The sequence below is a fragment of the Sediminihabitans luteus genome, from assembly GCF_002797595.1.
Lineage (GTDB): Bacteria > Actinomycetota > Actinomycetes > Actinomycetales > Cellulomonadaceae > Paraoerskovia > Paraoerskovia lutea.
In genome coordinates this window covers 80,986-105,252 of record NZ_PGFE01000001.1, presented here as the reverse complement: position 1 = coordinate 105,252, position 24,267 = coordinate 80,986, and the positions used below count along the sequence as shown (strand labels likewise).

At 74.0% G+C, this 24,267-nt stretch carries 26 protein-coding genes and 3 tRNA genes; 12 read left to right on the top strand and 17 right to left on the bottom strand.

Translation table 11 applies throughout. From position 1 onward, the window contains the following. Positions 1–20 precede the first annotated feature (20 nt). From CLV28_RS00520 to CLV28_RS00505, 4 genes are all read right to left on the bottom strand, one after another. Positions 21–440, bottom strand: coding sequence for a GNAT family N-acetyltransferase (locus CLV28_RS00520; protein ID WP_100421374.1), 420 nt, complete (start codon positions 438–440; stop codon positions 21–23). After that, on the bottom strand, positions 433–1,011 hold the full coding sequence (locus CLV28_RS00515) for an NUDIX hydrolase family protein (protein ID WP_100421373.1): 579 nt from the start codon (positions 1,009–1,011) through the stop codon (positions 433–435). The genes CLV28_RS00520 and CLV28_RS00515 overlap by 8 nt, the downstream gene beginning before the upstream one ends. Positions 1,012–1,165: 154 nt before the next feature. Continuing rightward, positions 1,166–2,731 (bottom strand): pyridoxal phosphate-dependent decarboxylase family protein, encoded by a 1,566-nt coding sequence (locus CLV28_RS00510; protein ID WP_239073265.1) that lies wholly within the window; start codon positions 2,729–2,731, stop codon positions 1,166–1,168. Continuing rightward, on the bottom strand, positions 2,728–4,122 hold the full coding sequence (locus CLV28_RS00505) for an MFS transporter (RefSeq protein WP_100421372.1): 1,395 nt from the start codon (positions 4,120–4,122) through the stop codon (positions 2,728–2,730). Before CLV28_RS00505 ends, CLV28_RS00510 begins: the two co-directional genes overlap by 4 nt. 135 nt (positions 4,123–4,257) lie before the next feature. Here CLV28_RS00505 and trxA point away from each other — a divergent pair, with 135 nt between their 5' ends. Beyond that, positions 4,258–4,635, top strand: a complete 378-nt coding sequence (gene trxA, locus CLV28_RS00500; RefSeq protein WP_100421371.1) for a thioredoxin — start codon at positions 4,258–4,260, stop codon at positions 4,633–4,635. 67 nt (positions 4,636–4,702) lie between these two features. Here the strand turns inward: trxA and CLV28_RS00495 are convergent, their stop codons facing one another. Continuing rightward, complete coding sequence (locus tag CLV28_RS00495; protein ID WP_157802438.1) at positions 4,703–5,689, bottom strand: hypothetical protein; 987 nt, start codon at positions 5,687–5,689, stop codon at positions 4,703–4,705. A 102-nt stretch (positions 5,690–5,791) separates the two neighbouring features. Between CLV28_RS00495 and CLV28_RS00490 the strand changes: the two genes are divergently transcribed. Continuing rightward, a tRNA-Leu gene (locus tag CLV28_RS00490) sits at positions 5,792–5,873 on the top strand. Positions 5,874–5,943: 70 nt separating this feature from the next. On the opposite strand, the gene bcp is transcribed toward CLV28_RS00490, so the two are convergent. Then, a complete protein-coding gene (gene bcp, locus CLV28_RS00485) occupies positions 5,944–6,420 on the bottom strand; it encodes a thioredoxin-dependent thiol peroxidase (protein WP_100421369.1) in 477 nt (158 codons plus the stop codon). 112 nt (positions 6,421–6,532) lie between these two features. On the opposite strand from bcp, the gene CLV28_RS00480 reads away from it, so the two are divergent. The 7 genes from CLV28_RS00480 (at position 6,533) to CLV28_RS00450 (ending at position 13,120) form a co-directional block, all read left to right on the top strand. After that, entirely contained in the window at positions 6,533–6,829 is a 297-nt protein-coding gene (locus CLV28_RS00480; protein ID WP_100422285.1) for a GroES family chaperonin, read from the top strand. A gap of 111 nt (positions 6,830–6,940) precedes the next feature. After that, positions 6,941–7,013 (top strand) — tRNA-Lys (locus tag CLV28_RS00475). 230 nt (positions 7,014–7,243) lie between these two features. Further along, the gene (locus CLV28_RS00470; RefSeq protein ID WP_100421368.1) at positions 7,244–8,239 is read left to right on the top strand and encodes a glycoside hydrolase family 19 protein; all 996 of its coding nucleotides are present in this window, start codon (positions 7,244–7,246) and stop codon (positions 8,237–8,239) included. 105 nt (positions 8,240–8,344) lie between these two features. After that, positions 8,345–9,136: a tRNA (guanosine(46)-N7)-methyltransferase TrmB gene (gene trmB, locus CLV28_RS00465; RefSeq protein ID WP_100421367.1), complete on the top strand. Its 792-nt coding sequence runs from the start codon at positions 8,345–8,347 to the stop codon at positions 9,134–9,136. A 162-nt stretch (positions 9,137–9,298) separates the two neighbouring features. Further along, entirely contained in the window at positions 9,299–9,640 is a 342-nt protein-coding gene (locus tag CLV28_RS00460; protein WP_100421366.1) for a DUF485 domain-containing protein, read from the top strand. Beyond that, positions 9,637–11,301 (top strand): solute symporter family protein, encoded by a 1,665-nt coding sequence (locus CLV28_RS00455; RefSeq protein WP_373314298.1) that lies wholly within the window; start codon positions 9,637–9,639, stop codon positions 11,299–11,301. Before CLV28_RS00460 ends, CLV28_RS00455 begins: the two co-directional genes overlap by 4 nt. A 247-nt stretch (positions 11,302–11,548) precedes the next feature. Next, on the top strand, positions 11,549–13,120 hold the full coding sequence (locus CLV28_RS00450) for a dihydrolipoyl dehydrogenase family protein (protein WP_373314306.1): 1,572 nt from the start codon (positions 11,549–11,551) through the stop codon (positions 13,118–13,120). 219 nt (positions 13,121–13,339) lie between these two features. Here CLV28_RS00450 and CLV28_RS00445 read toward each other — a convergent pair whose 3' ends face one another. The 3 genes from CLV28_RS00445 to CLV28_RS00435 all read right to left on the bottom strand — a co-directional run bounded on the left by CLV28_RS00445 (position 13,340) and on the right by CLV28_RS00435 (position 15,914). After that, complete coding sequence (locus CLV28_RS00445; RefSeq protein ID WP_100421364.1) at positions 13,340–14,365, bottom strand: glycine betaine ABC transporter substrate-binding protein; 1,026 nt, start codon at positions 14,363–14,365, stop codon at positions 13,340–13,342. Positions 14,366–14,514: 149 nt separating this feature from the next. Next, entirely contained in the window at positions 14,515–15,258 is a 744-nt protein-coding gene (locus CLV28_RS00440; protein ID WP_203968271.1) for an ABC transporter permease, read from the bottom strand. Beyond that, entirely contained in the window at positions 15,255–15,914 is a 660-nt protein-coding gene (locus CLV28_RS00435) for an ABC transporter permease (RefSeq protein ID WP_100421362.1), read from the bottom strand. Before CLV28_RS00435 ends, CLV28_RS00440 begins: the two co-directional genes overlap by 4 nt. A gap of 78 nt (positions 15,915–15,992) precedes the next feature. On the opposite strand from CLV28_RS00435, the gene CLV28_RS00430 reads away from it, so the two are divergent. After that, positions 15,993–17,033 (top strand): ABC transporter ATP-binding protein, encoded by a 1,041-nt coding sequence (locus CLV28_RS00430; RefSeq protein ID WP_100421361.1) that lies wholly within the window; start codon positions 15,993–15,995, stop codon positions 17,031–17,033. A 148-nt stretch (positions 17,034–17,181) separates the two neighbouring features. Further along, entirely contained in the window at positions 17,182–18,138 is a 957-nt protein-coding gene (locus CLV28_RS00425; RefSeq protein WP_100421360.1) for an ATP-grasp domain-containing protein, read from the top strand. Between the two features lie 92 nt (positions 18,139–18,230). Here the strand turns inward: CLV28_RS00425 and CLV28_RS00420 are convergent. The 4 genes from CLV28_RS00420 to CLV28_RS00410 all read right to left on the bottom strand — a co-directional run bounded on the left by CLV28_RS00420 (position 18,231) and on the right by CLV28_RS00410 (position 19,339). Then, positions 18,231–18,306, bottom strand: a tRNA-His gene (locus tag CLV28_RS00420). A gap of 80 nt (positions 18,307–18,386) precedes the next feature. Continuing rightward, a complete protein-coding gene (orn, locus tag CLV28_RS00415; protein ID WP_100421359.1) occupies positions 18,387–19,037 on the bottom strand; it encodes an oligoribonuclease in 651 nt (216 codons plus the stop codon). Between the two features lie 9 nt (positions 19,038–19,046). Next, the gene (locus CLV28_RS15345) at positions 19,047–19,193 is read right to left on the bottom strand and encodes a hypothetical protein (protein WP_157802437.1); all 147 of its coding nucleotides are present in this window, start codon (positions 19,191–19,193) and stop codon (positions 19,047–19,049) included. Further along, complete coding sequence (locus CLV28_RS00410; RefSeq protein ID WP_157802436.1) at positions 19,190–19,339, bottom strand: hypothetical protein; 150 nt, start codon at positions 19,337–19,339, stop codon at positions 19,190–19,192. The genes CLV28_RS15345 and CLV28_RS00410 overlap by 4 nt, the downstream gene beginning before the upstream one ends. Before the next feature lie 149 nt (positions 19,340–19,488). Here CLV28_RS00410 and CLV28_RS00405 point away from each other — a divergent pair, with 149 nt between their 5' ends. Next, entirely contained in the window at positions 19,489–20,214 is a 726-nt protein-coding gene (locus CLV28_RS00405; protein WP_100421357.1) for a phosphatase PAP2 family protein, read from the top strand. An 83-nt stretch (positions 20,215–20,297) separates the two neighbouring features. Here CLV28_RS00405 and CLV28_RS00400 read toward each other — a convergent pair whose 3' ends face one another. The 4 genes from CLV28_RS00400 to CLV28_RS00385 are packed head-to-tail and all read right to left on the bottom strand — an operon-like array spanning position 20,298 to position 24,266. After that, complete coding sequence (locus tag CLV28_RS00400) at positions 20,298–20,906, bottom strand: CbiQ family ECF transporter T component (RefSeq protein WP_100421356.1); 609 nt, start codon at positions 20,904–20,906, stop codon at positions 20,298–20,300. Further along, positions 20,903–21,616: an energy-coupling factor ABC transporter ATP-binding protein gene (locus tag CLV28_RS00395; protein ID WP_373314337.1), complete on the bottom strand. Its 714-nt coding sequence runs from the start codon at positions 21,614–21,616 to the stop codon at positions 20,903–20,905. The genes CLV28_RS00400 and CLV28_RS00395 overlap by 4 nt, the downstream gene beginning before the upstream one ends. Positions 21,617–21,618: 2 nt before the next feature. After that, on the bottom strand, positions 21,619–22,872 hold the full coding sequence (locus tag CLV28_RS00390; RefSeq protein ID WP_100421355.1) for a thiolase family protein: 1,254 nt from the start codon (positions 22,870–22,872) through the stop codon (positions 21,619–21,621). After that, positions 22,869–24,266 carry a class I adenylate-forming enzyme family protein gene (locus CLV28_RS00385; RefSeq protein WP_100421354.1) on the bottom strand — a complete coding sequence of 466 codons (1,398 nt, stop codon included), beginning with the start codon at positions 24,264–24,266 and terminating at the stop codon, positions 22,869–22,871. Before CLV28_RS00385 ends, CLV28_RS00390 begins: the two co-directional genes overlap by 4 nt. Position 24,267 lies beyond the last annotated feature (1 nt).

The following is a 24,267-nucleotide window of genomic DNA, read 5'->3' as shown; positions in this document are numbered from 1 at the left end:
GAGGGTCGGTCGACGGCTCGTCAGCGCACCGCGACGCGCCGGCTCGGCCGCTCCATCGCCATGGGGCCCGGCTCGGTGAAGCCGAACCGTCGGTAGACCTCGTGCGCGTCGCGCGTGAAGAGCGTCCACCGGAAGTCGGCCCCGGGCCCGCCGTCGACCATGGTCTCGACGATGCGCGTGCCCAGCCCGCGCCCGCGGTGCGCCGGGGCGACGATCACGTCGGCCAGGTAGGCGAAGTCGACGCCGTCCGAGACGGCGCGCGCGAACCCGACCTGCTCGGTGCCCGCGTACGCGCCGACGACGCGCCACGACCCCGCGACCGCGGCCTCGACGTCCGCCCGCTCGCGCCACCGCCCCCAGTAGGCCTCGCGCAGCAGCGACCACACGACGTCGAGGTCGAGGCGCGCGGGGTCGTCCGAGAGCGTGTACCCGTCAGGCAAGACGACCCACGTGCGCCATGGCCTGACGCAGCAACGCGCCCTGGCCGCCGTGCATCTCGACCTGCACCGTGTCCTCGCACGCCTGCTCGGGCGTGAGCCACGCGAGGTCGAGCGCGTGCTGCTGGGGCTGGCAGTCGCCGGTCACGGGCACGACGTACGCGAGCGAGACCGCGTGCTGGCGCGGGTCGTGGTACGGCGTGATCCCGGGGGTCGGGAAGTACTCGGCGACCGTGAACGGCTGCGGCGAGGCGGGGATCTGCGGCAGCGCGACGGGGCCGAGGTCCTTCTCGATGTGCCGCAGCAGCGCGTCGCGGATCCGCTCGTGGTACATGACGCGGCCCGAGACGAGGGCGCGCGTCATCTGCCCCTCGGGCGTGACGCGCAGCAGCAGGCCGACGGCGACGACGTCGCCCGAGTCGTCCACGCGCACCGGGACGGCGTCGACGTAGACGATGGGCAGCTGCGCGCGCGCCGCGGCGATCTCCTCGCGGCTGAGCCAGCCCGCGGGCGGGGTCTCGTGCCGGTAGGAGTCGTCGAAGTCGTCGGGCGGGAAGTCGGCGGTGTCGGTCACCCGACTGTTCTACCCCGCGGCTCGCGGTCGCCGCACGCGCGACGCCGCGAGTCCGCCCAGGGCGTACCCGGACGCGCTCCGAAGCTCACCGCTCAGGAGGGCACGGTTCAGGACGGCACGGTTCAGGACGGCACGGCTCGGGACCTTACGTCGATCAGGACGGTTCGGTCAGGCGCGCGATGATCTCGACCAGCAGGCGTCCGCTCACGTGCGGCGGCAGGGCCTCGACGAGCGAGAGCACGGGCGCCATGCGCGCGGGCAGCGTGCCTGCGGGCTGCGTGCCGGCGGCGCCGAGCACTCCCTGGACGATCGCCCACGCGTCGTCCGACCCCGCCTGCTCGAACAGCGCGAGCGCCTGCTCGGGCGTCGCGCCGGGGGCGAGCGACGCGAGCAGCTGCGCGAGCACGTCGTGGGGCGCGGGGCGGGCGACGCCGCGCGCACGGTCGGCGGCGGTCGCGAGCACCGCCCCGAGGTCGTCGACGACGGACGCCGTCACGGGCGTCACGGTCAGGTGCGTGGTGTGCGGCAGGTGGGTGCCGTCGGACTGCGCGAGCCCCGGCTGGGCCTGGATGATCCAGCCGAGCGCCTTGGTCTCGTCGGCCCACACGTGCGGGTCGACCTGTCGCTCGGCGGACACGCTCTCGTCGGCCGCGACGCAGATCAGCGGGCCGGTGGGGGAGCCGACGACGCGCAGCCCGTCGATCTGGTCGACGACCTCGCGCAGGCGTGCGGTCGCCTCGACGCAGCGCCGGGTCAGGGCGGTGTAGCCGTCGACGCCGAGGGCCTGCGTCACGGCCCACGCGGCGGCGAGCGGGCCTGCCGAGCGGGACCCGGCGAGGGTCGCGTTGACGACGGGGTAGCCGGGCCAGTCGGTCACGGCGAAGAACTGGTGCCGGTGCAGGTCGCGGCCGCGCACGAGCAGCACCGAGGTGCCCTTGGGCACGTACCCGTACTTGTGCACGTCGGCCGAGATGCTCGTCACGCCTGGCACCCGGAAGTCGAACGGGGGCACCTCGCCGCCGCCGGCGGCGTCCCAGAACGGCAGGACCCACCCGCCCACGCAGGCGTCGACGTGCACGGGCACGCCCGCGGCGGCGCCGGCCGCGGCGACCTCGACGACGGGGTCGATCGCGCCGTGCGGGTAGGCGGGGGCGGAGACGACGACGAGCGCGACGTCGTCCCCGATCCTCGCGATCATGTCGGCCGCGCTCGGGACGCCGGTCGCGGGGTCGACGGGGACGAGGTCGAGGTCCATGTCGCAGAACGCCGCGGCCTTGCGGAAGGCCGCGTGCGCCGTCGTCGGCAGGACGATGCGCGGGCGCGGGGGAGTGGTCCCGGCGCGACGGTGACGGGTGCGCAGGGCGTCGCGCGCCGTCTTGACGGCGAGCATGCAGCTCTCGGTGCCGCCCGCGGTCACGGATCCCACGACGTCGTCGTCGCCGTGCAGCACGGTCCGGGCGAACGCGAGGAGCTCGCGCTCCATGACGGCGATCGAGGTGAACGTCGTCGGGTCGAGCCCGTTGAGGGGCTGGACCGCGCGGATCGCCGCGGCGGCGAGCTCGTCGAGCTCGGCGAGGCCCGGGTCGTAGACGTAGGAGAGCACGCGACCGCCGTGCGTGGGAGCGTCGGCGCGGCGGAGCTCGGCGAGCCGGTCCAGGATCCCGGCGGTGCGCACGGGCACGTCGTCCGTCGGGGTCAGGGGGGTGGCGTCGTGCGTCACGGGGTCTCCATCGGTCGGGCTTCCTCGAAGTGCCCCCGTCGCAGACCGTACCGCACGAGCGGCACGATGCTGACAGCGGCCAGTGTCGCCGGCAGCACGGAGAAGGCGAGCGAGATGCCGAGGACGGCGGAGCCGGGCTGGGTCGCGTCGACGCCGCTCGTGGTCGAGACGAACCCGGTCACGGCGAGCACGAGCGAGAGCAGGCCGCCGCCGAGCGCCATGCCCGTCGTCTCGCCCGCGGTCCACAGCCCGCTGAACGTGCCGCCGTCGGCACCCGTCGCGGTGCCGGTGCGCTCGGCGTCGTCCTGGATCACGTCGGGCAGCATCGCGAGCGGCAGTGCCTGCATGCCCGCGTACGCGACGCCCACCAGGGCCGTGGTCGCGTAGACCCAGACGCCGGGCACCCACGCGAGCGGGAGCATCGCGGCGGCGCCGACGACGAACAGGACCGTGGCGACGACGAACGCGCGCTCCTTGCCGACCCGCCCCGCGAGGCGGGTCCACAGCGGCATGGTGAGCAGCGCGGGAGCGATGAGCGCCGCGAACAGGATGCTCACCGCGGCCTCGGAGTCGAGCACGTAGGTCGCGACGTACTGCGCGCCGGCGAGCATGAGGCCGGTCGCGAGCGCCTGGAGGGCGAACGTCGTGAACAGCGTGCGGAACGGCTGGCTGCGGCGCAGCGCCGCCGCGCTCTCGCGGACCGAGGCGACGACGACCTCGCGCACCCCGCGCACCGTCGGCCGACGCGCGGCGGCGACCGTGCCGGTCAGCGGAGCGCGGGGTGCGGCGCCGGCCGCGACGACCATGCCGACGCCGATCACGAGCCCCGCGACGACGCCCATGCGCAGGTACCCCGCGAAGTCGGTCGACTCCCCGCGCAGGAGCGGCCCGCCGGCCCCGAACGCGAGGATCGCGACCGCGAGGATCGCCACACGCCACGAGAGCAGGCGCGTGCGGTCGTCGTAGGTGTGCGCGATCTCGGCGGGCAGCGCGATGTACGGCACCTGGAAGAGGCTGAACGCCGTCCCGGTGAGCAGGAACGCGACGAGCACCCACAGCCCGGCCGCGCCGGGGTCGAGCGAGCGCGGCACCGCGAACGTGAGCGCGAAGAACACGGGCAGCGTGAGCCCGCCCGCGAGCATGAGCCGCCGCCGCGACCCGGTGCGCGCGGCGTCGGCGTCGCTGAGCTGCCCGACCGCGGGCGAGACGAGCACGTCCCAGATCTTGGCGACCGTGACGATGGTGCCCGCGAGCAGCGCGGGCACGGCGAGGGCGTCGGTCAGGTAGTAGATCAGGACGAGCCCGGGCAGGGTCGCGAACCCGCCCGTGCCGACCGACCCGACGGCGTAGCGGGCGACGGTGCCGGGGCGCAGCTGCGCGGGCCTGTTCATGCGAGCAGGGTAAGCGTTCGGAGCGGGAGCGCTGCCATCGGGCGCGTGTCGGCTGGCGGCGAGCCCCCGGGGGCACCCGGGAATACCTGGCGCGCGTGGCGTGCTGCCCTAGGTGACACCGACGGAAGGACCACCATGCCCACCCTGGAGCTCACCGACACCACGTTCGAGCAGACGATCAAGGACAACGACATCGTCCTGGTCGACTTCTGGGCCGAGTGGTGCGGCCCGTGCAAGCAGTTCGGTCCCGTGTTCGAGAAGTCCTCGGACGCGAACCCGGACATCGTGCACGGCAAGATCGACACCGAGGCGCAGCAGGGCCTCGCCGCGGCCGCCAACATCACGTCGATCCCGACGCTCATGGCGTTCCGCGAGGGCATCCTCGTCTTCTCGCAGCCCGGTGCGCTGCCCGCGCCGCAGCTCGCGCAGGTCGTCGAGGCCGTCAAGGGTCTCGACATGGACGACGTGCGCCAGCAGATCGCCGCGCAGCAGGACGGTGCCGCGCAGGCCTGATCCCCGCTGCGGCGGAACCCGCGTCGCCACGCGTCCCGAGGCCCGGTCGGCACCCGCTGACTGGGCCTCAGTCGCGCCCGAGCGCGAGGTGACGGTCGAGGAACCGCACGATCGCCTCGCGCTCGGCGGCCTCGGCGGCGACGTCCGCGGCGAAGGGCCGCCCGTTGAAGTAGCGGGCGGGGGTGCCGTCACCGTCCGGGCTGCCGTGGTCGGCGTCGATCGACCGGCGCCACCTCTCGGCGTGGTCCTTCCACTCCTTCACGCACACGAGCTCGGGCTGGTTGAACCACACGTTCCACGTCAGCACGTTGCCCTCGCGCAGCAGGTTGCCGGTCCACAGGTTGAACGCGTCGATCACGAGCGCGTTGAACTCGTCGACGACCGCGTCGCCGCTCGGCCGGACCGCGCCGATCTGCACCGAGAGGTTGCCGACCGCCCACGCCTCGACGTCGTGCAGGGCGAAGGTCGGGTTGGTGAAGTCCGGGCTGAGCCCGTCCCGCAGCGAGAAGGCGGCGTCGTCCGGGACGCCGACGCGGTGGGTGCTGACCCGGATCGCGTGCTCCTTGGACGCGGGGAACGGGAGTCCGTTGTCGGCGAAGAGACGCCACAGCACGGCGACGAGCGGTGAGGCGGTCGCGCTCGGCGAGAACCAGACCTTGCCCTCGACCGTGAGGTCGGCGGCCCGTGCGCGCGACGGCTCGTCGACCCAGCCACGCTGCCCGGTGACCGAGACCTCGACGTTGAGCGCGCCGACCGTCGGCGAGCAGGTGCCCTGCTGGGGGCAGATGATCGACCAGACCCGACCCGCGTCGTCGTACCCCAGGCGCGAGATGTCCGGGGCGAACATCTGGAAGCACCGGGACGCCTCGTCGCCCCTCACGGTCTGCCAGCTGAACTCGGGCCACAGCACCGCCTGCTGGCGCGTGAGGCGGTCGATGTTCGCCATGTTGTCGAGCAGCCGTAGCGAGCTCAGGTCGGGGTCCGGGTACTCGAAGGCGGGGTCCGACGTCGAGAACCCACCCTTCCAGCCGTCAGGCACGGGTGTGGTCGGCATCGTCGCCCCCTGGTGTCGGTGCGCCCCGGACCCGGGGCACCGTCGACGCTATCCGTAGGCCCGCACCGGTGCATCCGGGCGTCCCGCATAGGATGGCTGCGCGCGCGAGTGGCGTAACTGGCAGCCGCGCCAGGTTTAGGTCCTGGTGCCCTCGGGCGTGCGGGTTCGAGTCCCGCCTCGCGCACGACGCCGAGCCCGGCCGGACGACGTCCGGCCGGGCTCCGTCGCGTCCGGCCGCGACGGCCGGGCCCGCCTCAGCGCGCGTCGATGCCGAGGTCGCGGCGGAGCTTGGCGACGTGCCCCGTGGCCTTGACGTTGTACTGCGCGAGCGCGACCTTGCCCTCGGGGTCCACGACCACCGTCGAGCGGATCACGCCCGTGACGACCTTGCCGTAGAGCTTCTTCTCGCCCCACGCGCCGTAGGCCTCGAGCGTGGTCCGCTCGACGTCGGACGCGAGCGGGAACGTGAGCGACTCGTCCGCGGCGAACGTCGCGAGCTTGGCGACCGGGTCGGGCGAGACGCCGACGACCTCGTACCCGGCGCCGGCGAGCGACGCGAGCGAGTCGCGGAAGTCGCACGCCTGCGTGGTGCAGCCGGGCGTCGCGGCGGCGGGGTAGAAGTAGACCACCACGGACCGGCCGCGCAGCGCGGACAGGCTGACCGTGCCGCCGTCCGCGGTGGGGAGCGTGAAGTCGGGGGCGACGTCGCCGACGGCGAGACGAGCGGACATGGGTCCTCCTGGATCGGTGTGCGGGTGCGGCACGAGCCTAGGCGACCGCACCGACGCCGGTAGCGTGGACCGCGTGAACGCGAACACCCCCGACACCCCGCCTCCCGTGCGGATGCTGCACGACCGGATCCTGGTCGACCCCGAGAAGGACGCCTCCGAGCGGCAGTCGTCCGCCGGCCTCGTGATCCCCGCGACCGCGGCCGGCCCCAAGAAGCTCGCGTGGGCCGTGGTCGTCGCGGCCGGCGAGCACGTGCGCCAGGTCGCGGTGGGCGACCGCGTGCTGTTCGACCCCGAGGACCGTGCCGAGGTCACGCTCGGCGGCAAGGACCTCGTGCTGCTGCGCGAGCGCGACGTGCACGGGGTCGCGCACGTGCCGGACGACGGCGGCGGGACCGGGCTCTACATGTGACCTCCCAGGGCGTCGCGGGCGAGTCCGGAAGGGTTGTCGTGCAGGTCACAGCGCTGGTGGCCGGATCCGATTTCACACCGCGGCCCGACCGCTGCTAACGTTCTTCCTGTTGCGCCATTAGCTCAATTGGCAGAGCAGCTGACTCTTAATCAGCGGGTTCTAGGTTCAAGTCCTAGATGGCGCACAGTGCACGAGGCCCCGGCCGGTGGAGACACCGGCCGGGGCCTTCGTCGTTCCGGGAGTCACGTCGTTCTCGGAAGTCTCGTCGTTCCCGGAAGTCTCGTCGTTCCGGAAGTCTCGTCGTACCGGGAGCGGGCGCCGTCCCCGTAGGGGGAACCGCGTACGGGGGTTGCTCACGTCGGGTGAGCAGGGTCAGGCTCGGGTGAATTCGTCCCTATCCTCCCGGAGGTTCCGATGCGTACCGCATCCACCCCGCACGTCGCGCAGCGCGCGTCCGTGCTCCTGGCGATCCTGGGCCTCGTGGCCTCGATCGCCCTGACCCTGTCCGTCGTCTCGCCGCAGCGCGCCGCCGCCGCGACGGCGTGCGCCGCCGCGTGGTCCTCGTCGTCGGTGTACACCGGCGGCGCCGTCGTCTCCCAGGACGGCAAGAACTGGCGCGCCGGCTGGTGGACGACGGGCGAGAAGCCCGGCAGCACCGGCGAGTGGGGCGTGTGGCGCGACCAGGGCGCGTGCGGCGGCACGAGCACCCCGACGCCCACGACCACGCCCACGACGACGCCGAAGCCGACCGTGACGCCCACGCCGACCGTGAGCCCCACGCAGAACCCGGGCTCGTTCGTGGTGTCCAAGGCGCAGTTCGAGCAGATGTTCCCGAACCGCAACGCGTTCTACACCTACGAGGGCCTCGTCGAGGCGACGAAGTCGTACCCCGCCTTCGCGACGACGGGCGGCACCGAGATCGCCAAGCGCGAGGCCGCGGCGTTCCTCGCCAACGTCGACCACGAGACCGGTGGCCTGCGCTACATCACCGAGATCAACACGGCGAACTACCCGCACTACTGCGACCCGACGCAGCCGTTCGGCTGCCCGGCCGGCCAGGCCATGTACTACGGCCGCGGGCCGATCCAGCTGAGCTGGAACTACAACTACAAGGCCGCGGGTGACGCGCTCGGCATCGACCTGCTCAACAACCCGAACCTGGTCCAGACCGACCCGGCCGTCGCCATGGCGACCGGCCTGTGGTACTGGAACACCCAGACCGGCCCGGGCACGATGACGGGGCACGCCGCGATCGTCAACAACCGTGGCTTCGGCGAGACCATCCGCTCGATCAACGGCTCGCTCGAGTGCAACGGCGGCAACACCGCCCAGGTCAACAGCCGTGTCGCGTCGTTCCAGCGCTTCACGCAGATCCTCGGCACCACGACCGGGTCGAACCTGACCTGCTGACCCTCCGGTGCGGCGACCGAGGTCGCCGACACCGAGATCGTGCCCCGGCGAGCGTTCGTCCGCTCGCCGGGGCACGGCCGACTCCGCGGCGAATATCCTGGACGGATGCCTGAGAACGTCGAGTCCCTCCCGTCGCTCGTGCCGGACGCCGCCCGCCCGGGCGAGCCGCCGGTCGGGGCCGCCGACCAGCCGGCGTTCCGCACGACCCCGGTGTCGTTCGTGCGCCGCAGCGGACGCATGAACGTGCGCCAGCAGGAGGCGTGGGACACCCGTCGCGACGAGTTCGTGGTCGAGGTGCCGCGTCTGGCGGCCCGCACGTCGGTCGACCCGCGCTGGTCGTTCGACCCGGAGGCGTCGTTCGGGCGCCGGGCGCCGCTCGTGGTCGAGGTCGGTTCGGGCCAGGGCGAGGCCGTGGTCGCGGCCGCGGCGGCGACGCCCGAGCGCGACTTCCTCGCCCTCGAGGTCTACACCCCGGGCCTCGGGCAGACCGTCTACCGCTCGATCAGGGCGGGTCTGACGAACGTGCGGCTCATGCAGGCGAACGCGCCCGAGGTGCTCGAGCACGCGCTCGCCCCGGGGTCGGTGGACGAGCTCTGGGTGTTCTTCCCGGACCCGTGGCACAAGGCGCGGCATACCAAGCGACGGCTCGTCGCGCCGCCGTTCGTCGAGCTCGCGGCGCGTGCGCTGCGCCCCGGGGGCACCTGGCGGCTCGCGACCGACTGGGCCGAGTACGCCGAGCAGATGATCGAGGTCGTCGAGGCGAGCAGCGCGTTCACGAACGCCCACGGCCCGGGCGCGCACGCGCCGCGGTTCGAGGGGCGCGTCCTGACGGGCTTCGAGAACAAGGCCGCGAAGGCCGGCCGCGACGTCGTCGACCTGACCTACGTCCGTTCGTGACGCCGGGGGCTGCACCCGCTTTGTAGCAAAGGTGCAGAACCTGTGCCCATGTGTGGAGAGATCGTGAATTCTCACCCGGTGTGATCGGGGTCATAGTGGCCTCGGGCGACGAAGCCCGACGGTCCGCGACGACGCGGACCGACCCCGACACCCGGAGGCGTCATGTCCGACGACACCGCGGTACCCGTCCAGGAGACCGAGTACCAGCGCGTCCAACGATCACCCGAGTTCCAGGAGCTGCGGCGCCGGTTCCGGAACTTCGTGTTCCCGATGACCGCGCTGTTCCTCGTCTGGTACCTCGTCTACGTCCTGCTCGCCGACTACGCGCACGACTTCATGTCGATCCGCGTGGGCGACAGCACGATCACGGTCGGGCTGCTGCTCGGCCTCGGCCAGTTCGTCTCGACCTTCGTGATCACGATGGTCTACGCGCGCTGGGCCAACAAGAAGTTCGACCCGCCGGCTGACGCGCTGCGTCGCGAGATCGAGGACGGTGCCCTGTGAGCGCCCTGACCCTGGCCGCGGGCCTGCACGCCGCCGCCGAGACCGAGAAGATCGGCAACCCGGCCGTCAACATCGCGATCTTCGGCGCGTTCGTCGCCGTGACGCTCGTGATCGTGCTGCGCGCGTCGCGGCAGAACAAGTCCGCCGAGGACTACTACGCCGGCGGCCGCAGCTTCACGGGCGCCCAGAACGGCACCGCGATCGCGGGCGACTACCTCTCGGCCGCGAGCTTCCTCGGTATCTGCGGCGCGATCGCCGTCAACGGGTACGACGGGTTCCTGTACTCGATCGGGTTCCTCGTCGCGTGGCTCGTCGCGCTGCTGCTCGTCGCCGAGCTGCTGCGCAACACGGGCCGCTTCACGATGGCCGACGTGCTGTCGTTCCGGCTCAAGGAGCGCCCCGTGCGCATGGCCGCGGCGCTCGCGACCCTGCTCGTGGTGTTCTTCTACCTGCTCGCGCAGATGGCGGGCGCGGGCGGCCTGGTCGCCCTGCTGCTCGGGATCTCCTCGACGGCCGGGCAGAGCGTCGTCATCGCCGTGGTCGGCGCGCTCATGATCCTGTACGTGCTGGTCGGCGGCATGAAGGGCACCACCTGGGTCCAGATCGTCAAGGCCGTGCTGCTCATCATCGGCGCCGCCGTCATGACGGCCTGGGTTCTCGCGAAGTTCGGGTTCAACATCTCCGACCTGTTCCAGGCGGCGATCGACCGGGCGGGCGAGGGCGGCGAGGCACTCATCGAGCCGGGTAAGGCGTACGGCGCCACGTCGCTGTCGAAGCTCAACTTCCTGTCGCTCGCGCTCGCGCTCGTGCTGGGCACCGCGGGTCTGCCGCACGTGCTCATGCGCTTCTACACGGTGCCCGACGCCAAGGCCGCGCGCCGGTCCGTGGTCTGGGCGATCTGGCTCATCGGCATCTTCTACCTGTTCACCCTCGTCCTCGGCTACGGGGCCGCGGCGCTCGTCGGTGCGGACACGATCAAGGCGGCCCCCGGCGGGGTCAACTCCGCGGCCCCGCTGCTCGCGTACGAGCTCGGCGGCGAGGTGCTCCTCGGCCTGATCTCCGCGGTCGCGTTCGCGACCATCCTCGCGGTCGTCGCGGGGCTCACGATCACCGCCGCGGCGAGCTTCGCGCACGACATCTACGCGAGCGTGATCAAGAAGGGCCAGGTCTCGGGCGACGGCGAGGTGCGCGTCGCGCGCATCACGGTCGTCGTGATCGGCGTGCTCGCGATCGTCGGCGGGATCTTCGCGCAGGGCCAGAACGTCGCGTTCCTGGTCGCGCTCGCGTTCGCCGTCGCGGCGAGCGCGAACCTGCCCACGATCATCTACTCGCTGTTCTGGAAGCGGTTCAACACCTCGGGCGCGCTGTGGAGCATGTACGGCGGCATGATCTCGTGCATCGTCCTCATCACGTTCTCGCCCGTCGTCTCGGGCAAGGTCGACCCCGTCACCGGCGAGAGCCTGTCGATGATCAAGGACACGGGCATCGACTTCCACCTCATCTCGCTCGAGAACCCGGGACTCATCACGATCCCGCTCGCGTTCGTCCTCGGCGTGGTCGGCACCTACCTGTCGAAGGAGAAGCCGCACCCCGAGAAGTTCGCCGAGATGGAGGTGCGTTCGCTCACGGGCGCGGGGGCCGAGAAGGCCACCGAGCACTGACCGGTCGACAATGACCGGCTGACACTGACCGGCTGACTCTGACCGGCCGACGCTGACCGGCCGACACCGACCGGTCGGTGCCGGTCGGTGCCGGGTCGTCGCCCGGGTGCGTCCACCCCGCACCCGGGCGACGATGGCGAACGTGAACACCACGAACAGCACCGACAAGGACCAGACCCGCGACGGCGTGCCGGGCGAGGACCGCAGAGGCCATGAGCACTCCCGGCAGGAGACGTACGACGTCGTCGTGCTGGGCGCGGGCCCCGTCGGGGAGAACGTCGCCGACCGGGCGAGCCGCACCGGCCTGAGCGTCGCGATCGTCGAGGCCGAGCTCGCGGGCGGCGAGTGCTCGTACTGGGCGTGCATGCCGTCCAAGGCGCTCCTGCGGCCCGGCGCCGTGGCGGCCGCGGCGCGCGACGTGCCCGGCGTGAGCGCCCCGAGCATCGACGGGGCCGCGGTGCTCGCGCACCGCGACGAGGTCGTGCACGACTGGGACGACTCGGGCCAGGCGGACTGGATCGAGAGCACCGGGATCACGCTCGTGCGGGGCTTCGGCCGGATCGTCGCGCCCCGCACCGTCGAGGTCGAGGCGACCGCCGTCTCGCGCGTCGAGGACGACGCGTCGTCAGCCTCCGGCGACTCAGCCTCGAACGGATCACCCTCGAACGGATCACCCTCGAACGGATCACCCTCGAACGAGTCATCCGCGGACGGCGCGCCGCGCACCCTGGTCGCCCGGCGCGCGGTCGTCGTCGCCACGGGCAGCGTCCCGCGCCTGCCGGACGTCCCCGGGCTGCTCAGGGCGGCACCGTGGGGGAGCCGCGAGGCGACGAGCGTCGAGACCGTGCCCGCGTCGCTCGTGGTCGTGGGCGGCGGGGTCGTGGCGGTCGAGATGGCCGACGCGTTCGCCGCGCTCGGGTCGCACGTCACGCTGCTCGCCCGCAGCGGGCTGCTCGGTGCGATGGAGTCGTTCGCGGGCGAGCAGGTCGCCGAGTCGCTGCGTGGCGCGGGGGTCGACGTCGTGCTCGGGGCGAGCCCGAGCAGGGTCGATCGCACGGACGGACGCGTGCGGGTCGCGTACGACGGGCCCGACGGTGGCGCGGTCGTCGAGGCCGACGAGATCCTTGTCGCAACGGGCCGCGTGCCGCGCACGACCGACCTCGGGCTCGAGGCCGCAGGGCTCCCGGCCGACGCCCTCGAGGACCTGCCACGCGGCCTCGGGGTCGACGCGACCGGGCTCGTGCGCGGCGTCGACGGCGACTGGCTCTACGCCTCGGGCGACGTGCTCGGCTCGATCGCCACGACGCACCAGGGCAAGTACCAGGCGCGCGTGTGCGGCGACGCGATCGCCGCCCGGTTCGGCACCGACGAGCGCGAGGGCGTCGCGGCCTGGGGCGGGTCGGTACCCGCCGCCGGCACGGACCCCGAGCCGTGGACCCGCTACGCGTCGACCGCCGACGGTCCCGCGAAGACCCAGGTCGTGTTCACGCGGCACCAGGTGGCCGCAGTCGGGCTGACCGCGGCGCAGGCACGCGAGGAGGGCCTCGACGTGCGCGTCGTCGACGTCGACCTCGCGGGCGTCGCCGGCGGGTACCTCATGGGCCCGTCGTACGGCGGCACCGCGCGGATCGTCGTCGACGAGGCGCGGCACGTGATCGTCGGCGCGACGTTCGCCGGCCCCGAGGTCGCCGAGATGCTGCACGCGGCCACGGTCGCCGTCGTCGGCGAGGTCCCGCTCGAGCGCCTGTGGCACGCGGTGCCCGCCTACCCGACCGTGAGCGAGGCCTGGCTGCGGCTGCTCGAGGGCTACGGCCTCTGACGTCGCGGCCGCCCGGCCCGGACGGCGAGCACCGACGACGAGCACCGACGACGAGCACCGACGACGAGCACCGACGACGAGCACCGACGACGAGCACCGACGACGAGCACCGACGACGAGCACCGACGACGACGCCCTCGCCCCGGAGAACCGGGGCGAGGGCGTCGTGGTGTCGGCGCGGCGGGCCGCCGCCGCGGATCGCGCGCCGACGGCGGAGCGTCAGGCGTCGGTGCTGAGCTGGCCGTCCGAGGAGAAGACGAGGCCGAGGGTGATCTTGCCCTGCTGCAGCGCGGTCTTGGTGAGCGGGCCGCCCGCGTCGAGCGCCTCGAACGACGCGACGTCGATCCCGTAGGTCTCCTCGAGGCCCGGCTGGCAGAAGGGCCGCTCGGTGCACTCGGGGCCGGCGCCGAGGATCACGCCACCGCACGCCTCGGCGAGGTCGGAGAGCGTCGTCAGGTCGTTCGCCTCGGCGAAGCCCTTCGTGACCGCGAACGCGTTCTGGTCCTGCGCGGGCGACGCGGTACCGAACGTGAGGCCGACGGTCTCGCCGATCGTGGTCAGTGCGTCGACGGTCGCGTCGAGGTCGCTGCTCGCGAGAGTCTCGGCGTCCGCACCGTTCTCGGCCTTGTTGATGAACTCGGTGAGCGTGCCCACGTACTCGGGGACGACGGTCAGCGTGCCGTCCTCGAGCGCCGGGAGGTACGTCTCGCGGTTGCCGATGGTCTGCGTGCTCGCGTCGTACCCGGCGCTGGTCAGCACCGCGGCGTAGATCTCGGCGAGCGTGCTGCTCTCCGAGAAGTTGCCCGCCCCGACGACGACGGCCGTGCCGTCGCCCGGCTGGTCCTTGGACGCGAGGCCCTCGTCGGCGACGAACTGCGCGGCGACGTCCTTGGAGCTCTCGCGCTCGACGTCGACGGCCTTGTTGAGCGCGATGAGCTTGTCGGTGTCGAGCGCCTCCGAGACGCTGCTGAGCAGCGGCAGGATCGCGTCGTCGCCCTCGATCGCGGCGGCGTTGACCGCGGGGATGATGTTGTCGACGGTCTGCAGGTTCTTGTCGTCCTCGAGCACCACGAGCTCGTCGCCCGGGACGGCCTCGCAGGTCGCGGCGGCCTCGCCGCCGTCGGACGACGCGGTGGCACCCCCGCCCGTGCCGGACGAGCCGGAGTCGCCGCACGCGGTCAGGAGGGCGAGGACGGCCGCGGTCGCGAGGACGGCGGCCGAGCGGGACGTGCGTGTGGTCTTCATGGCTTCACCTTGGTGCTCGACGGGGCGGTCGCGGGGGCGACCTCGAGAACTCGTCCGCGGGGCGGACGCACGTGAGCCATTCGACCGCCGCCCCCGCGTCCCGGCAACCGGGGGAGGGGCGCCGTCACCGGATCGTCATGTGCGGAACGTCACGGACGTCCGGGTTCGCCGGCGGGCACGGGGCGAGCCGGGCCCGGCTGCGGCGTCCGACGTCGGCGCCGACCCCCGCGCGGGGCGTCGAGGTACGACGGCGTGACCGCGCGCTGGACCAGGCCCAGCAGCAGGTCGATCACGAGCGCGAGCGCCGCGATGATCAGGCCGCCCGCGAGCACCTGCCCGTACCGCTGGTTGCCGATGCCGAAGTTGATGATCTGCCCGAGGCCGCCGCCGCCCGCGACCGCGGCCAGGGGGATCGTCGCGACGACCTGGACGATCGTGGTGCGCAGGCCCGCGGCGATGAGGGGTACCGCGAGCGGCAGCTCGACGAGGCCCACGATCCTGAGCCCGGACATGCCCATGCCGCGCGCGGCGTCGCGCACGTCGCGGTCCACGCCGTGCACGCCCGTGAACGTGTTCGCCAGGATCACCGGGAACGCGAACACCGCGGCCGCGATGATCGCCGCACCGTTGCCGAAGAGCCCGGTCGTGGCGAGGATCAGGATGATCCCGAACGTCGGCACGGCCCGGGTCGAGTTCGCCACGAGGATCGTCACGCCCGCGCCGCGGCCCGTGTGCCCGAGCCAGACGCCCAGCGGCAGCGCGAGCACCGCCGCGATGCCCACCGCGGCGGCCGTCATGCGCAGGTGCTCGGCGCCGAGCTCGAGCACGCCGCCCGGGCCGGTCCAGTTGTACGGGTCGTTGAGCCAGACCAGTGCGTCGTCGATCGTGCTCATGCCACGCTCCTCGTCCGCAGCCACGGTTGCATCGCCCGACCCAGCGCCCACAGCAGCAGGTCGAGCACGAGCGCGAGCAGCACGCACAGCAGGGTCGCCGTCACGATCTCGGCCCGGTAGAACGTCTGGAACCCGCGGAACATGAGCTGGCCGAGCCCGCCGTACCCGACCACCACGCCCACCGTCACGAGCGCGACCGTCGACACGGTCGCCAGGCGCAGGCCCGTGATCACACCGGGCAGGGCGTTGGGCATCTCGACGGTCCAGAACAACCGCGCGCGCCCGTAGCCGAGACCGCGCGCGGCGTCGACCACGTCCGGGTCGACGCCCGCGAGCCCCGCGACGGTGTTGCGGATCATGACGAGCAACGCGTACACCACGACCCCGACCAGCACGGGCGTGCGCCCGATCCCGAGGATCGGCGCGAGGATCGCGAACAGCGCGAGCGACGGGATCGTGTAGAGCACCGACGCGGTGCCGATGATCGCGCCCGAGAGCCAGCGCACGTTCGCGGCGAGCGCCGCGAGCGGCAGCGCGATGACGAACCCGATGACGACGGCTTCGATCGTGAGCGTCGTGTGCTCGACGAGCCGGGCCGAGATGTCGTCCCAGTTGGTCTGCACGTAGTCCCACGAGAACCAGGGGTTGGACGACATGCGCTCGAACGTACCCGCCGCGCGCGCACCACGCAGTCCCACGGGCCTGCGGCCGCGTGCGCGGGTAGCGTGCGGGCCATGCCTGCCGAGACCGTCAGCCCGCCCGCCAGCTCGCCCGTCGGTACGCCCGTCATCGAGTTCGACGCCGTCCGCAAGGTCTACCCGGACGGCACGGTCGCCGTCCACGAGCTCTCGCTCGACGTGCGCGAGCACGAGCTGCTCGCGCTCGTCGGTCCGTCGGGCTGCGGCAAGTCGACCACGCTGCGCATGGCGAACCGGCTCGTCGAGCCGACCGGCGGGCGAATCCTGCTCGAGGGCACCGACGTGACGCACGCCGACCCCGTCGCGCTGCGCCGACGCATCGGGTACGTGATCCAGAACGTCGGGCTGTTCCCGCACCGGACCGTCGGGCAGAACGTCGGCACGGTCCCGCGCCTGCTGGGCTGGGACAAGAAACGGACCGCGGCTCGCACCGCCGAGCTGCTCGCCCTGGTCGGTCTCGACCCCGACACGTACGCGCGCCGCTACCCGCACGAGCTCTCGGGCGGCGAGCGCCAGCGCGTCGGCGTCGCGCGCGCGCTCGCGACCGACCCGCCCGTGCTGCTCATGGACGAGCCGTTCGGGGCGGTCGACCCCGCGGGTCGACGGCGCCTGCAGGCCGAGTTCCGGCGCATCCAGCAGGAGGTCGGCACGACCGTCATGTTCGTCACGCACGACATCGAGGAGGCCGTGCAGCTCGGCGACCGTGTCGCGGTCTTCAGCGTGGGCGGGCACCTCGAGCAGCTCGCCGAGCCCCTCACGGTGCTCGCGCACCCCGCGAGCGACCCCGTGCGGGAGTTCATCGGCGAGGGCGCGCCCGTGCGGATGCTCTCGCTCGCGACCGTGCAGCGCGAGGACCTCGAACCGGCCGACCGCGTCGTCGAGCCCGCGCCCGAGCCCGTGACCCTCGGGTCGACGCTTACCACGGCGTTCGAGGCCATCGCGGCGCTCTCGTCGCGCGCCACGGGCCGCGTGCCCGTGGTCGACGACGCCGGGACCGTCGTCGGCTCGCTCACGGCCGAGGGGATCCTGGCGGCCCTGCGTCGGACGGCGGACGCCGCGCAGACCGCCGACGCCTGACGCGGGTCCACGCCCGGCGTCGTCCGCCCCCGCGAGCGTCGACCGCCCCGCGGGCGCCGGCCGCCCGGGAGCGTTGACCACCCCTCGACCGCCGGCCGCCCGGGACCGCCGGGCGGACGCCTCCGGCGCGACCGACTAGGCTCGGCGCGTGACGAACTCCACGACTGACCCCGCCCCGGACCAGAGCGTCGCGCGCCCCCGCGTCGCCCTCGCGACCTGCTCGGTGCTCCCGCGCCTCGACCCGGACGACGCACCGCTCGTCGGAGCCCTCGACCAGCGTGGCGTCGAGGCCGTGCCCGCCGTGTGGGACGACCCGGGGGTCGACTGGGAGTCCTTCGACGCCGTCGTGGTGCGCTCGACCTACGACTACTCGGCCCGCCGCGACGAGTTCGTGTCCTGGGCCGCGAGCGTGCCGAACATCCTCAACCCCGAGGCCGTGCTGCGCTGGAACACGCACAAGTTCTACCTGCGCGACCTCGAGACCGCCGGGATCCCCGTGATCCCGACCGTGTGGCTCGACCCCGAGCGCAACCTCAGCTCGCGCGCGATCCACACGCGCATGCCCGCGCACGGGCACTTCGTCATCAAGCCCGTCGTGAGCGCGGGAGCCAAGGACACGGGCCGCTACGAGGCGATCGACGCCGAGTCGCGCGGCCTCGCGATCCTGCACGCCAAGAAGCTGCTCGCGCAGGGCCGGCACGTCATGGTCCAGCCCTACGTCATGAGCATCGACACCGAGGGCGAGGCCCGTCTCGTGTTCGTCGACGGCGAGCTCTCGCACGCCGTCAGCACGAGCACGCGCCTGACCGGGCCGCACCGCCCCACGCAGGGCCTGTACCGCAAGGAGTCCATGCGTGTGCACGAGCCCGACGACGCGCAGGTCGACGTCGCCCGCCGGGCGCTCGCCGTCGCCGCCGAGTCCGTGCCGGGCGTCGACCCGCTGCTGTACGCGCGCGTCGACCTCGTGTGGGGCGCGGACGGCTCGGCGACGGTGCTCGAGCTCGAGCTCACCGAGGCCTCGCTCTACCTGTCGTCGGCGCCCGGGGCGCTCGAGCGCTTCGCCGACGCGATCGCGGCGCGGGTCTCGGGGGGCTCCGGCGACTGACCCGCGCGCCCGCCGGGCCCGGAACGCCGGGCCCGGAACGACGGGCCACGAACGACGAAGGCCGCCTCGCAGTCGCGAGGCGGCCTTCGTGCTGGGGTGAGTAACGGGACTTGAACCCGCGACCCCCTGGACCACAACCAGGTGCTCTACCAGCTGAGCTATACCCACCATTGGTGGAGACCAGCCGCCCGTGCTAGCTCGTGACGGATGATCAACCGTCGAAAAGCATACCGGAGGAACGGCCCGGGTCAGGACGGGTTTGCGCCGGTGCCCCGCGTGACGCTCGTCTCCTTGACGCGCGCGGCGATCGCGCGGGCGGTCGCAGTGTCGGGGCCGGGCGGCGCGACGAGCAGCGCCTCACGGTAGTAGCGCAGCTCGTCGATCGACTCGAGGATGTCCGCGAGCGCCCGGTGGCCGCCGTTCTTCTCGGGGCTCGCGAAGTACACGCGCGGGTACCAGCGTCGTGCGAGCTCCTTGATCGAGGACACGTCGATGATGCGGTAGTGCAGGTGCTCGACGAGGCCGGGCATGTCGCGGTCGAGGAACGCCTTGTCGGTGCCGACCGAGTTGCCGGCGAGCGGCGCCTTGCCGGGCTCGGGCACCCAGGTGCGCACGTAGTCGAGCACCTGGGCCTCGGCGTCGGCGAGGGTGGTCCCGGCGTCGAGCTCGGTGATGAGGCCCGACGTGGTGTGCATGGCGGTCACGAAGTCGTTCATCTGCTCGAGCGCCGCCGCGGGCGGGCGGACGACGACGTCGACCCCGTCGCCCAGGACGGTGAGCTCGGAGTCGGTGACCACGGCGGCGATCTCGACGAGCGCGTCGGCGCCCAGGTCGAGTCCGGTCATCTCGCAGTCGATCCAGACGATGCGGTCGTTGGCGTTCGGCGTCACAGGGCTCACAGGGACACCCTAGAGCGTGTCGGGGCGCGGGGTGCCGGGACGCGTCCCGGCCACGCGCCGTCCGCCGGGCAGACCAAGGGCCTCGTCCCGGACGGCGAGGTCCGGGACGAGGCCCAGGGTCGTGCGTGCCCGCGGTGCGGGCGGTGCGGCGCTCATGCGCCGCGTCGCGGCAGGAGCCCGCGGCGCGTGCGGGCGGGTGCCCGGTCGCCGAGGCGGCGCAGCGCCTCCCGGCGGTGGGCGAGCTCCTCGAGCTGGAGCCGTCTCTCGAGGACGGCGATGTCGTACGTGGTTCCAGGGTGCATGGTGATGCCTCTCGTGACGTCGGGATGTCGGGCCTGGCCGGGCCCCCACCGCCCGGTCGTGAGCCGGACGAACGCCACCGCGGTGTGATCTGAGACAACCACGACCTCCCGGGCGGGCGCACGACTTTTTCGACGGCTAGCCTCGCCGGATGGACACGGACGAGGGTCGGACGACGGGGCGCGCCCGTGTGCTGGGAGCGGTGTGGCCGGGTCTGGTGCTCGTCGCGGTGGGTGTGCTCACGTTCGTGGCGCTGTACGACGCGCTGGTCGAGCAGGACGACCTGTGGGAGACCGACACCCCGCTGGTCGAGTGGTTCGCCGCGCACCGCACCCCGGGGATGACGACGGTCATGACGGTGGTCACGGACACGTTCGGCCCGATCGTGCTGCCCGTGCTGGTCGCGATCGGGTGCGTCGTGTGGGCGCGGCTCGCGCGCGGGTGGTGGGAGCCGCTCGTGCTCGCGGGCGCGATGGTCGTCTCGACCCTGCTGAGCTCGCTGCTCAAGGTGCTCGTGGGGCGTCCTCGCCCCGACGACGAGCTCATGGCGGTGCCGGGGCTCGAGACCACGTTCTCGTTCCCGTCGGGGCACACCACCGGGGCGGCGACGCTCGTGCTCGTCAGCGGGTACCTGATCCAGCACCGGTCGGGGTCGCGGCGGGCCGTCGTGCTGTGGGCCCTCGCGTCGGTCGTCGTGGTCGCGGCCGTCGGCGGCAGCCGGATGTACCTCGGGTACCACTTCCTGACCGACGTGCTCGCGGGGATCTGCGTGGCCGTCGTCGTGCTCGGCGGGGTCGTCGCGCTGACCCGCTGGCACGACCTGCGGGTCGGCGAGGGCGCCGGGGAGCCCTCGCACGACGTCGCACCGACCGCCTGAGCGTCAGTCGTCGAGGTCGCCCACGGTCGCCCTCGTCCGTCGAGGTCGCCCTCGGTCGTCGAGACGGTCGGTCGTCGAGCCCGTCAGTCGTCGAGCCCGCGGGCGACGAGCGCCTCGCCGAGCGCGTCGGCCTGCCGCAGGGCCCCGACCACGACGGGCACGGCGAGCGCCCGCAGGTCGTTCTCGCGGCCGCGGGCCCGCTGGGCGTCGCGGACCCGGCCCACGAGGTCCACGAGCACGGGCACGCTGCGGATCGTGAGGGCGAGCACGAGGCCGACGCGCGTCGGGTCGACGCCGACGCGGGCGGCTGGACGAGCCGCGGCCTCGAACGCCGCGAGCAGCGCCGACGTGCGCGTGGTCAGCATCACGAGCCCGGCGAGCGCGACGAGCACGAGGAGCCGCGTGCAGGTCACGACCGCGGTCGTGGGCCCCGCGAGCCACCACTGGACCGCGAGGAGCACCACCAGCACGAGCCGCACGGGGCGCACCTGACCCCACGCGAGCCGCCACGGGACACGCGCGAGCGCGTACAGCGCGACGACGACGGCGAGCGCGACCCCGACGCCGGTCGCGGACCGGACCGCGAGCAGCGCGGTCGAGGCGACGAGCAGCGCGACGAGCTTGGCCCCGGCGGGGGCACGGTGCAGCACCGACGTGCCGGGCGAGTACGCCCCCGCGAGCGACCCGGTCACGCCATGCGCCGACGGTAGGCCGCGAGCGCGGGGCCGGGGGCGTCGTCCGCCACGACGCGACCCTCGTCCACCACGAGCACGCGCTGCGCGCCGGCCGCGACGTCGAGGTCGTGCGTGACGACCACGACCTGCTGGTCGAGGTCCCACAGTCGGCGTCCGACGTCGCGCGTGTTGCGCAGGTCCAGGAGGGTCGTGGGCTCGTCGGCGACGAGCACGGCAGGGCCGGTCACGAGTACCGACGTCAGCGCCAGGAGCTGCTTCTGGCCGCCCGAGAGCAGGTGGGCCGGGTGGTCGCGGTGCTCGGCGAGCCCCACCTGGTCGAGCGCCGCCGCGACGCGGTCGTCGACCTCCGCGCGGCTCAGGCCGTGGCGGCGCAACGAGTAGGCGACGTCCTCGGCGACGGTCGGCATGATGATCTGCGCGTCCGGGTCGGTGAAGACGAACCCGACGGCGCGGCGCACCGCGGCGCCGTCGTCCGCGGTGTCGTGGCCGTGCACGCGCACCGAGCCCCCGGTGGGCAGGACGAGGCCGTTGAGCAGGCGAGCGAGCGTCGACTTGCCCGAGCCGTTGGCCCCGACCACCGCGATGCGGCGTTCGGGCAGGTCGAGCGTCACGCCGCGCAGCACGTCGCGCTCGCCGAGCCGGACGTGGACGTCGTCGAGCACGATCCGCTCGTCAACCGGATGCTGGCCCGTGCGCCGGGTGAACAACCTCACCGGACCACCTCCAGCACCGCGGCGACCCCGACGCCGCCGCCCGCGGCGACCGTCGCGAGGCCGAGCGTGCCGGCGGGCGCGCCGCCGCGCACGAGCTCGGTGAACAGCCGCACGACGGCGACCGCGCCGCTCGCGCCCCACGGGTGACCGAGCGCGATCGCGCCGCCCGCGGGGCACACGCGCGCGTCGTCGGCGCCGAGCGGGTCGAGGCCCAGGGCGTCGGTCACGGCGAGCACCTGCCCGGCGAACGCCTCGACGACCTCGACCACCGCGAGGTCGCGGACCGTGCAGCCCGCCGCCGCGAGGGCCGCCTCGACCGCGGGCACGGGGGACAGGCCCGGCAGGCGGGGGTCGCTCGCGCGCACCGCTCCCGCGACCAGGCGCAGGCCGGGCACGCCCGCCGCGGCCCGTGCCGCCCCCGGCACGAGGACGACGGCCGCCGCGCCGTCGCTCACGGGCGCGGACGACGCCGCGGTCGCCGTCCCGCCGAACGCGGGCCGCAGCCGGGCTGCGAGCCGCAGGTCGAGCGCGCGCACGTGCTCGTCGCGGTCGAGCGGGACGCGCGCACCGGGGACGCCCACGGTCTCGGCCGCGAACCGACCGGCCGTGTGCGCGGCGAGGGCCCGCGCGTGCGAGCGCACCGCGTAGGCGTCCTGGCGTGCACGCCCGACGCCGCGCTCGCGGGCGACCGCGTCGGCCGCCGGTCCCATGTCGGGGTCGTCCCAGCCCTCGGGGGTGAAGCGCGCACGGTCGAAGGGCACGAGGCCCCCGGGGGTGCGGTGCGCGCGGGCGGGGGCCGTCGAGGGGCTCTCCACGCCGCCCGCGAGCACCGCACGGGCGCCGTCGCGCACGGCCTGCGCGCCCACGAGCACCGCCGCCAGGCCGCTCGCGCACTGCCGGTCGACCGTGAGCCCCGGCACGTGTGCGCCGAGGCCGGCGCCGAGCGCGGCCGCGCGGGCGACGTTGCCGCCCGGCCCGGCGCTGCTGCCGAGCACGACGTCGTCGCACGCGCCGCGCGTGCCGGGCCCTGCGTCGTCGGGCCCCATGTCGTCGAGCCCTGCGTCGTCGAGCCCTGCGTCGTCGTGCACCGCGGCGTCGCGCACGGCGCGCAGGACGGGGGCCGCATCGTCATGCACCGCGCGGAGCACGGGGGCGGCGAGGCCCGCGGCGTCCGTGCCCGCGTGCCCGCGACCCATGGACCCGATCCAGGTGCGGCGGGCCGCGACGACCACGACCTCGGGGCGGCTCATCGCAGCACCTCGAGGGTGCCGGGCCCGTCGAGCAGCAGCTCGCTCACGGCCGCGCGGGCCGCCTTGCCGGAGGCGGTGCGGGGGAGCGTGCGCACGCCGTACCAGCGGCGCGGGCGCTGTGCGGGCGCGAGGTTCGAGCGTGCGACCCGTTCGAGGTGCGCGCGCAGGCCCGGGCGTGCGTCGCACTCCACCACGGCCGTCACCACCGCGCCGAGCCGGCGGTGCGCGGTGCCGACCACGACGACGTCGCGCACGCCCGGCACGCGGCGCAGCACGACCTCGACGTCCTCGGGCACCACGGTCGCGCCGCCCGTGAGGATCGCGCCGTCGCCGCGGCCGCGCAGCACGAGCGGGGCGTCCTGGCCGGGGCCGCCGGGTGCCTCGGCGAGGTCGCCCACGCTCGCCCACCCGCCCTCGCGCACGAACGGCCCGGACGCGCGCGCGAGGTAGCCGAGCGCGACCCACGGCGAGCGCACCCACACCTGGCCCAGGCGTGAACCGGGCGTGGGACGCACGTCGAGCTCGACGCCGGGGAACGCGCGCAGCCCGGCGCCGTCGTCGTCGTACGCGACGAACGACAGCTCGACCGCACCGTAGTAGGCGAACGTCGCGATCCCGCGCCGGTCGGCGCGCTCGCGCACGCCCTCGGGCAACGACGCGCCGCCCACCACGAGGGTGCGCAGCGCCGACGGCGCGCCCGCCTCGATCGCGTCGAGCACCTCGACCGCGTCGGCCGGGACCGTGTGCACCACGCACCCGTCGGCGAGGGCCGCGACGAGCGACGCCCCGCCGCGCGCGAAGCGCACGCTCGCGCCCGTCGCGAGCGCGTGCACGGTCGCGAAGCAGTACAGCGACGACGCGAGCGGGCCGGGCACGACGACGACGTCGCCCGGGCGGGTCCCCGTCAACGCGGCCGCGGCCCCGAACGAGCCCGCCCACGAGGCGCGCGTGCGCACCACGGCGCGCGGACGGCCCGTGCTGCCCGAGCTGAACCCCGCCCACGGGCGGTCGTCGTCCGCGGGGGCGGGCGCGTCGCGGGGACCGGCCGTGCCGGGGAGCCCGCGCGGCAGCGCGACGTCGCAGAACGTCGTCGGCTCGACCGCGCGCAGCACCTCGGCGCGGTGCGGACGCGTCCAGGTCGGGTCGCACACGAGCGCCGTCGCCCCGAGGAGGTCGACCGCGAGCATCGCGACGACCGCGTCGACCGGGTCCGCGATGCTCACCGCGACGAGGTCGCCCGCGACCGTGCCCGCACCCTGCAGGTGCACCGCGCCCGCGCGCACGTCGTCCGCGAGCTGCGACCACGTGCGGCGGCGGGTGTCGGCGAGCAGCGCGGCGCGCCCCGCGGTCGCGGGGTCGGCGGCGTGCGCGAGCACCTCGCGGGCGACGGGCACG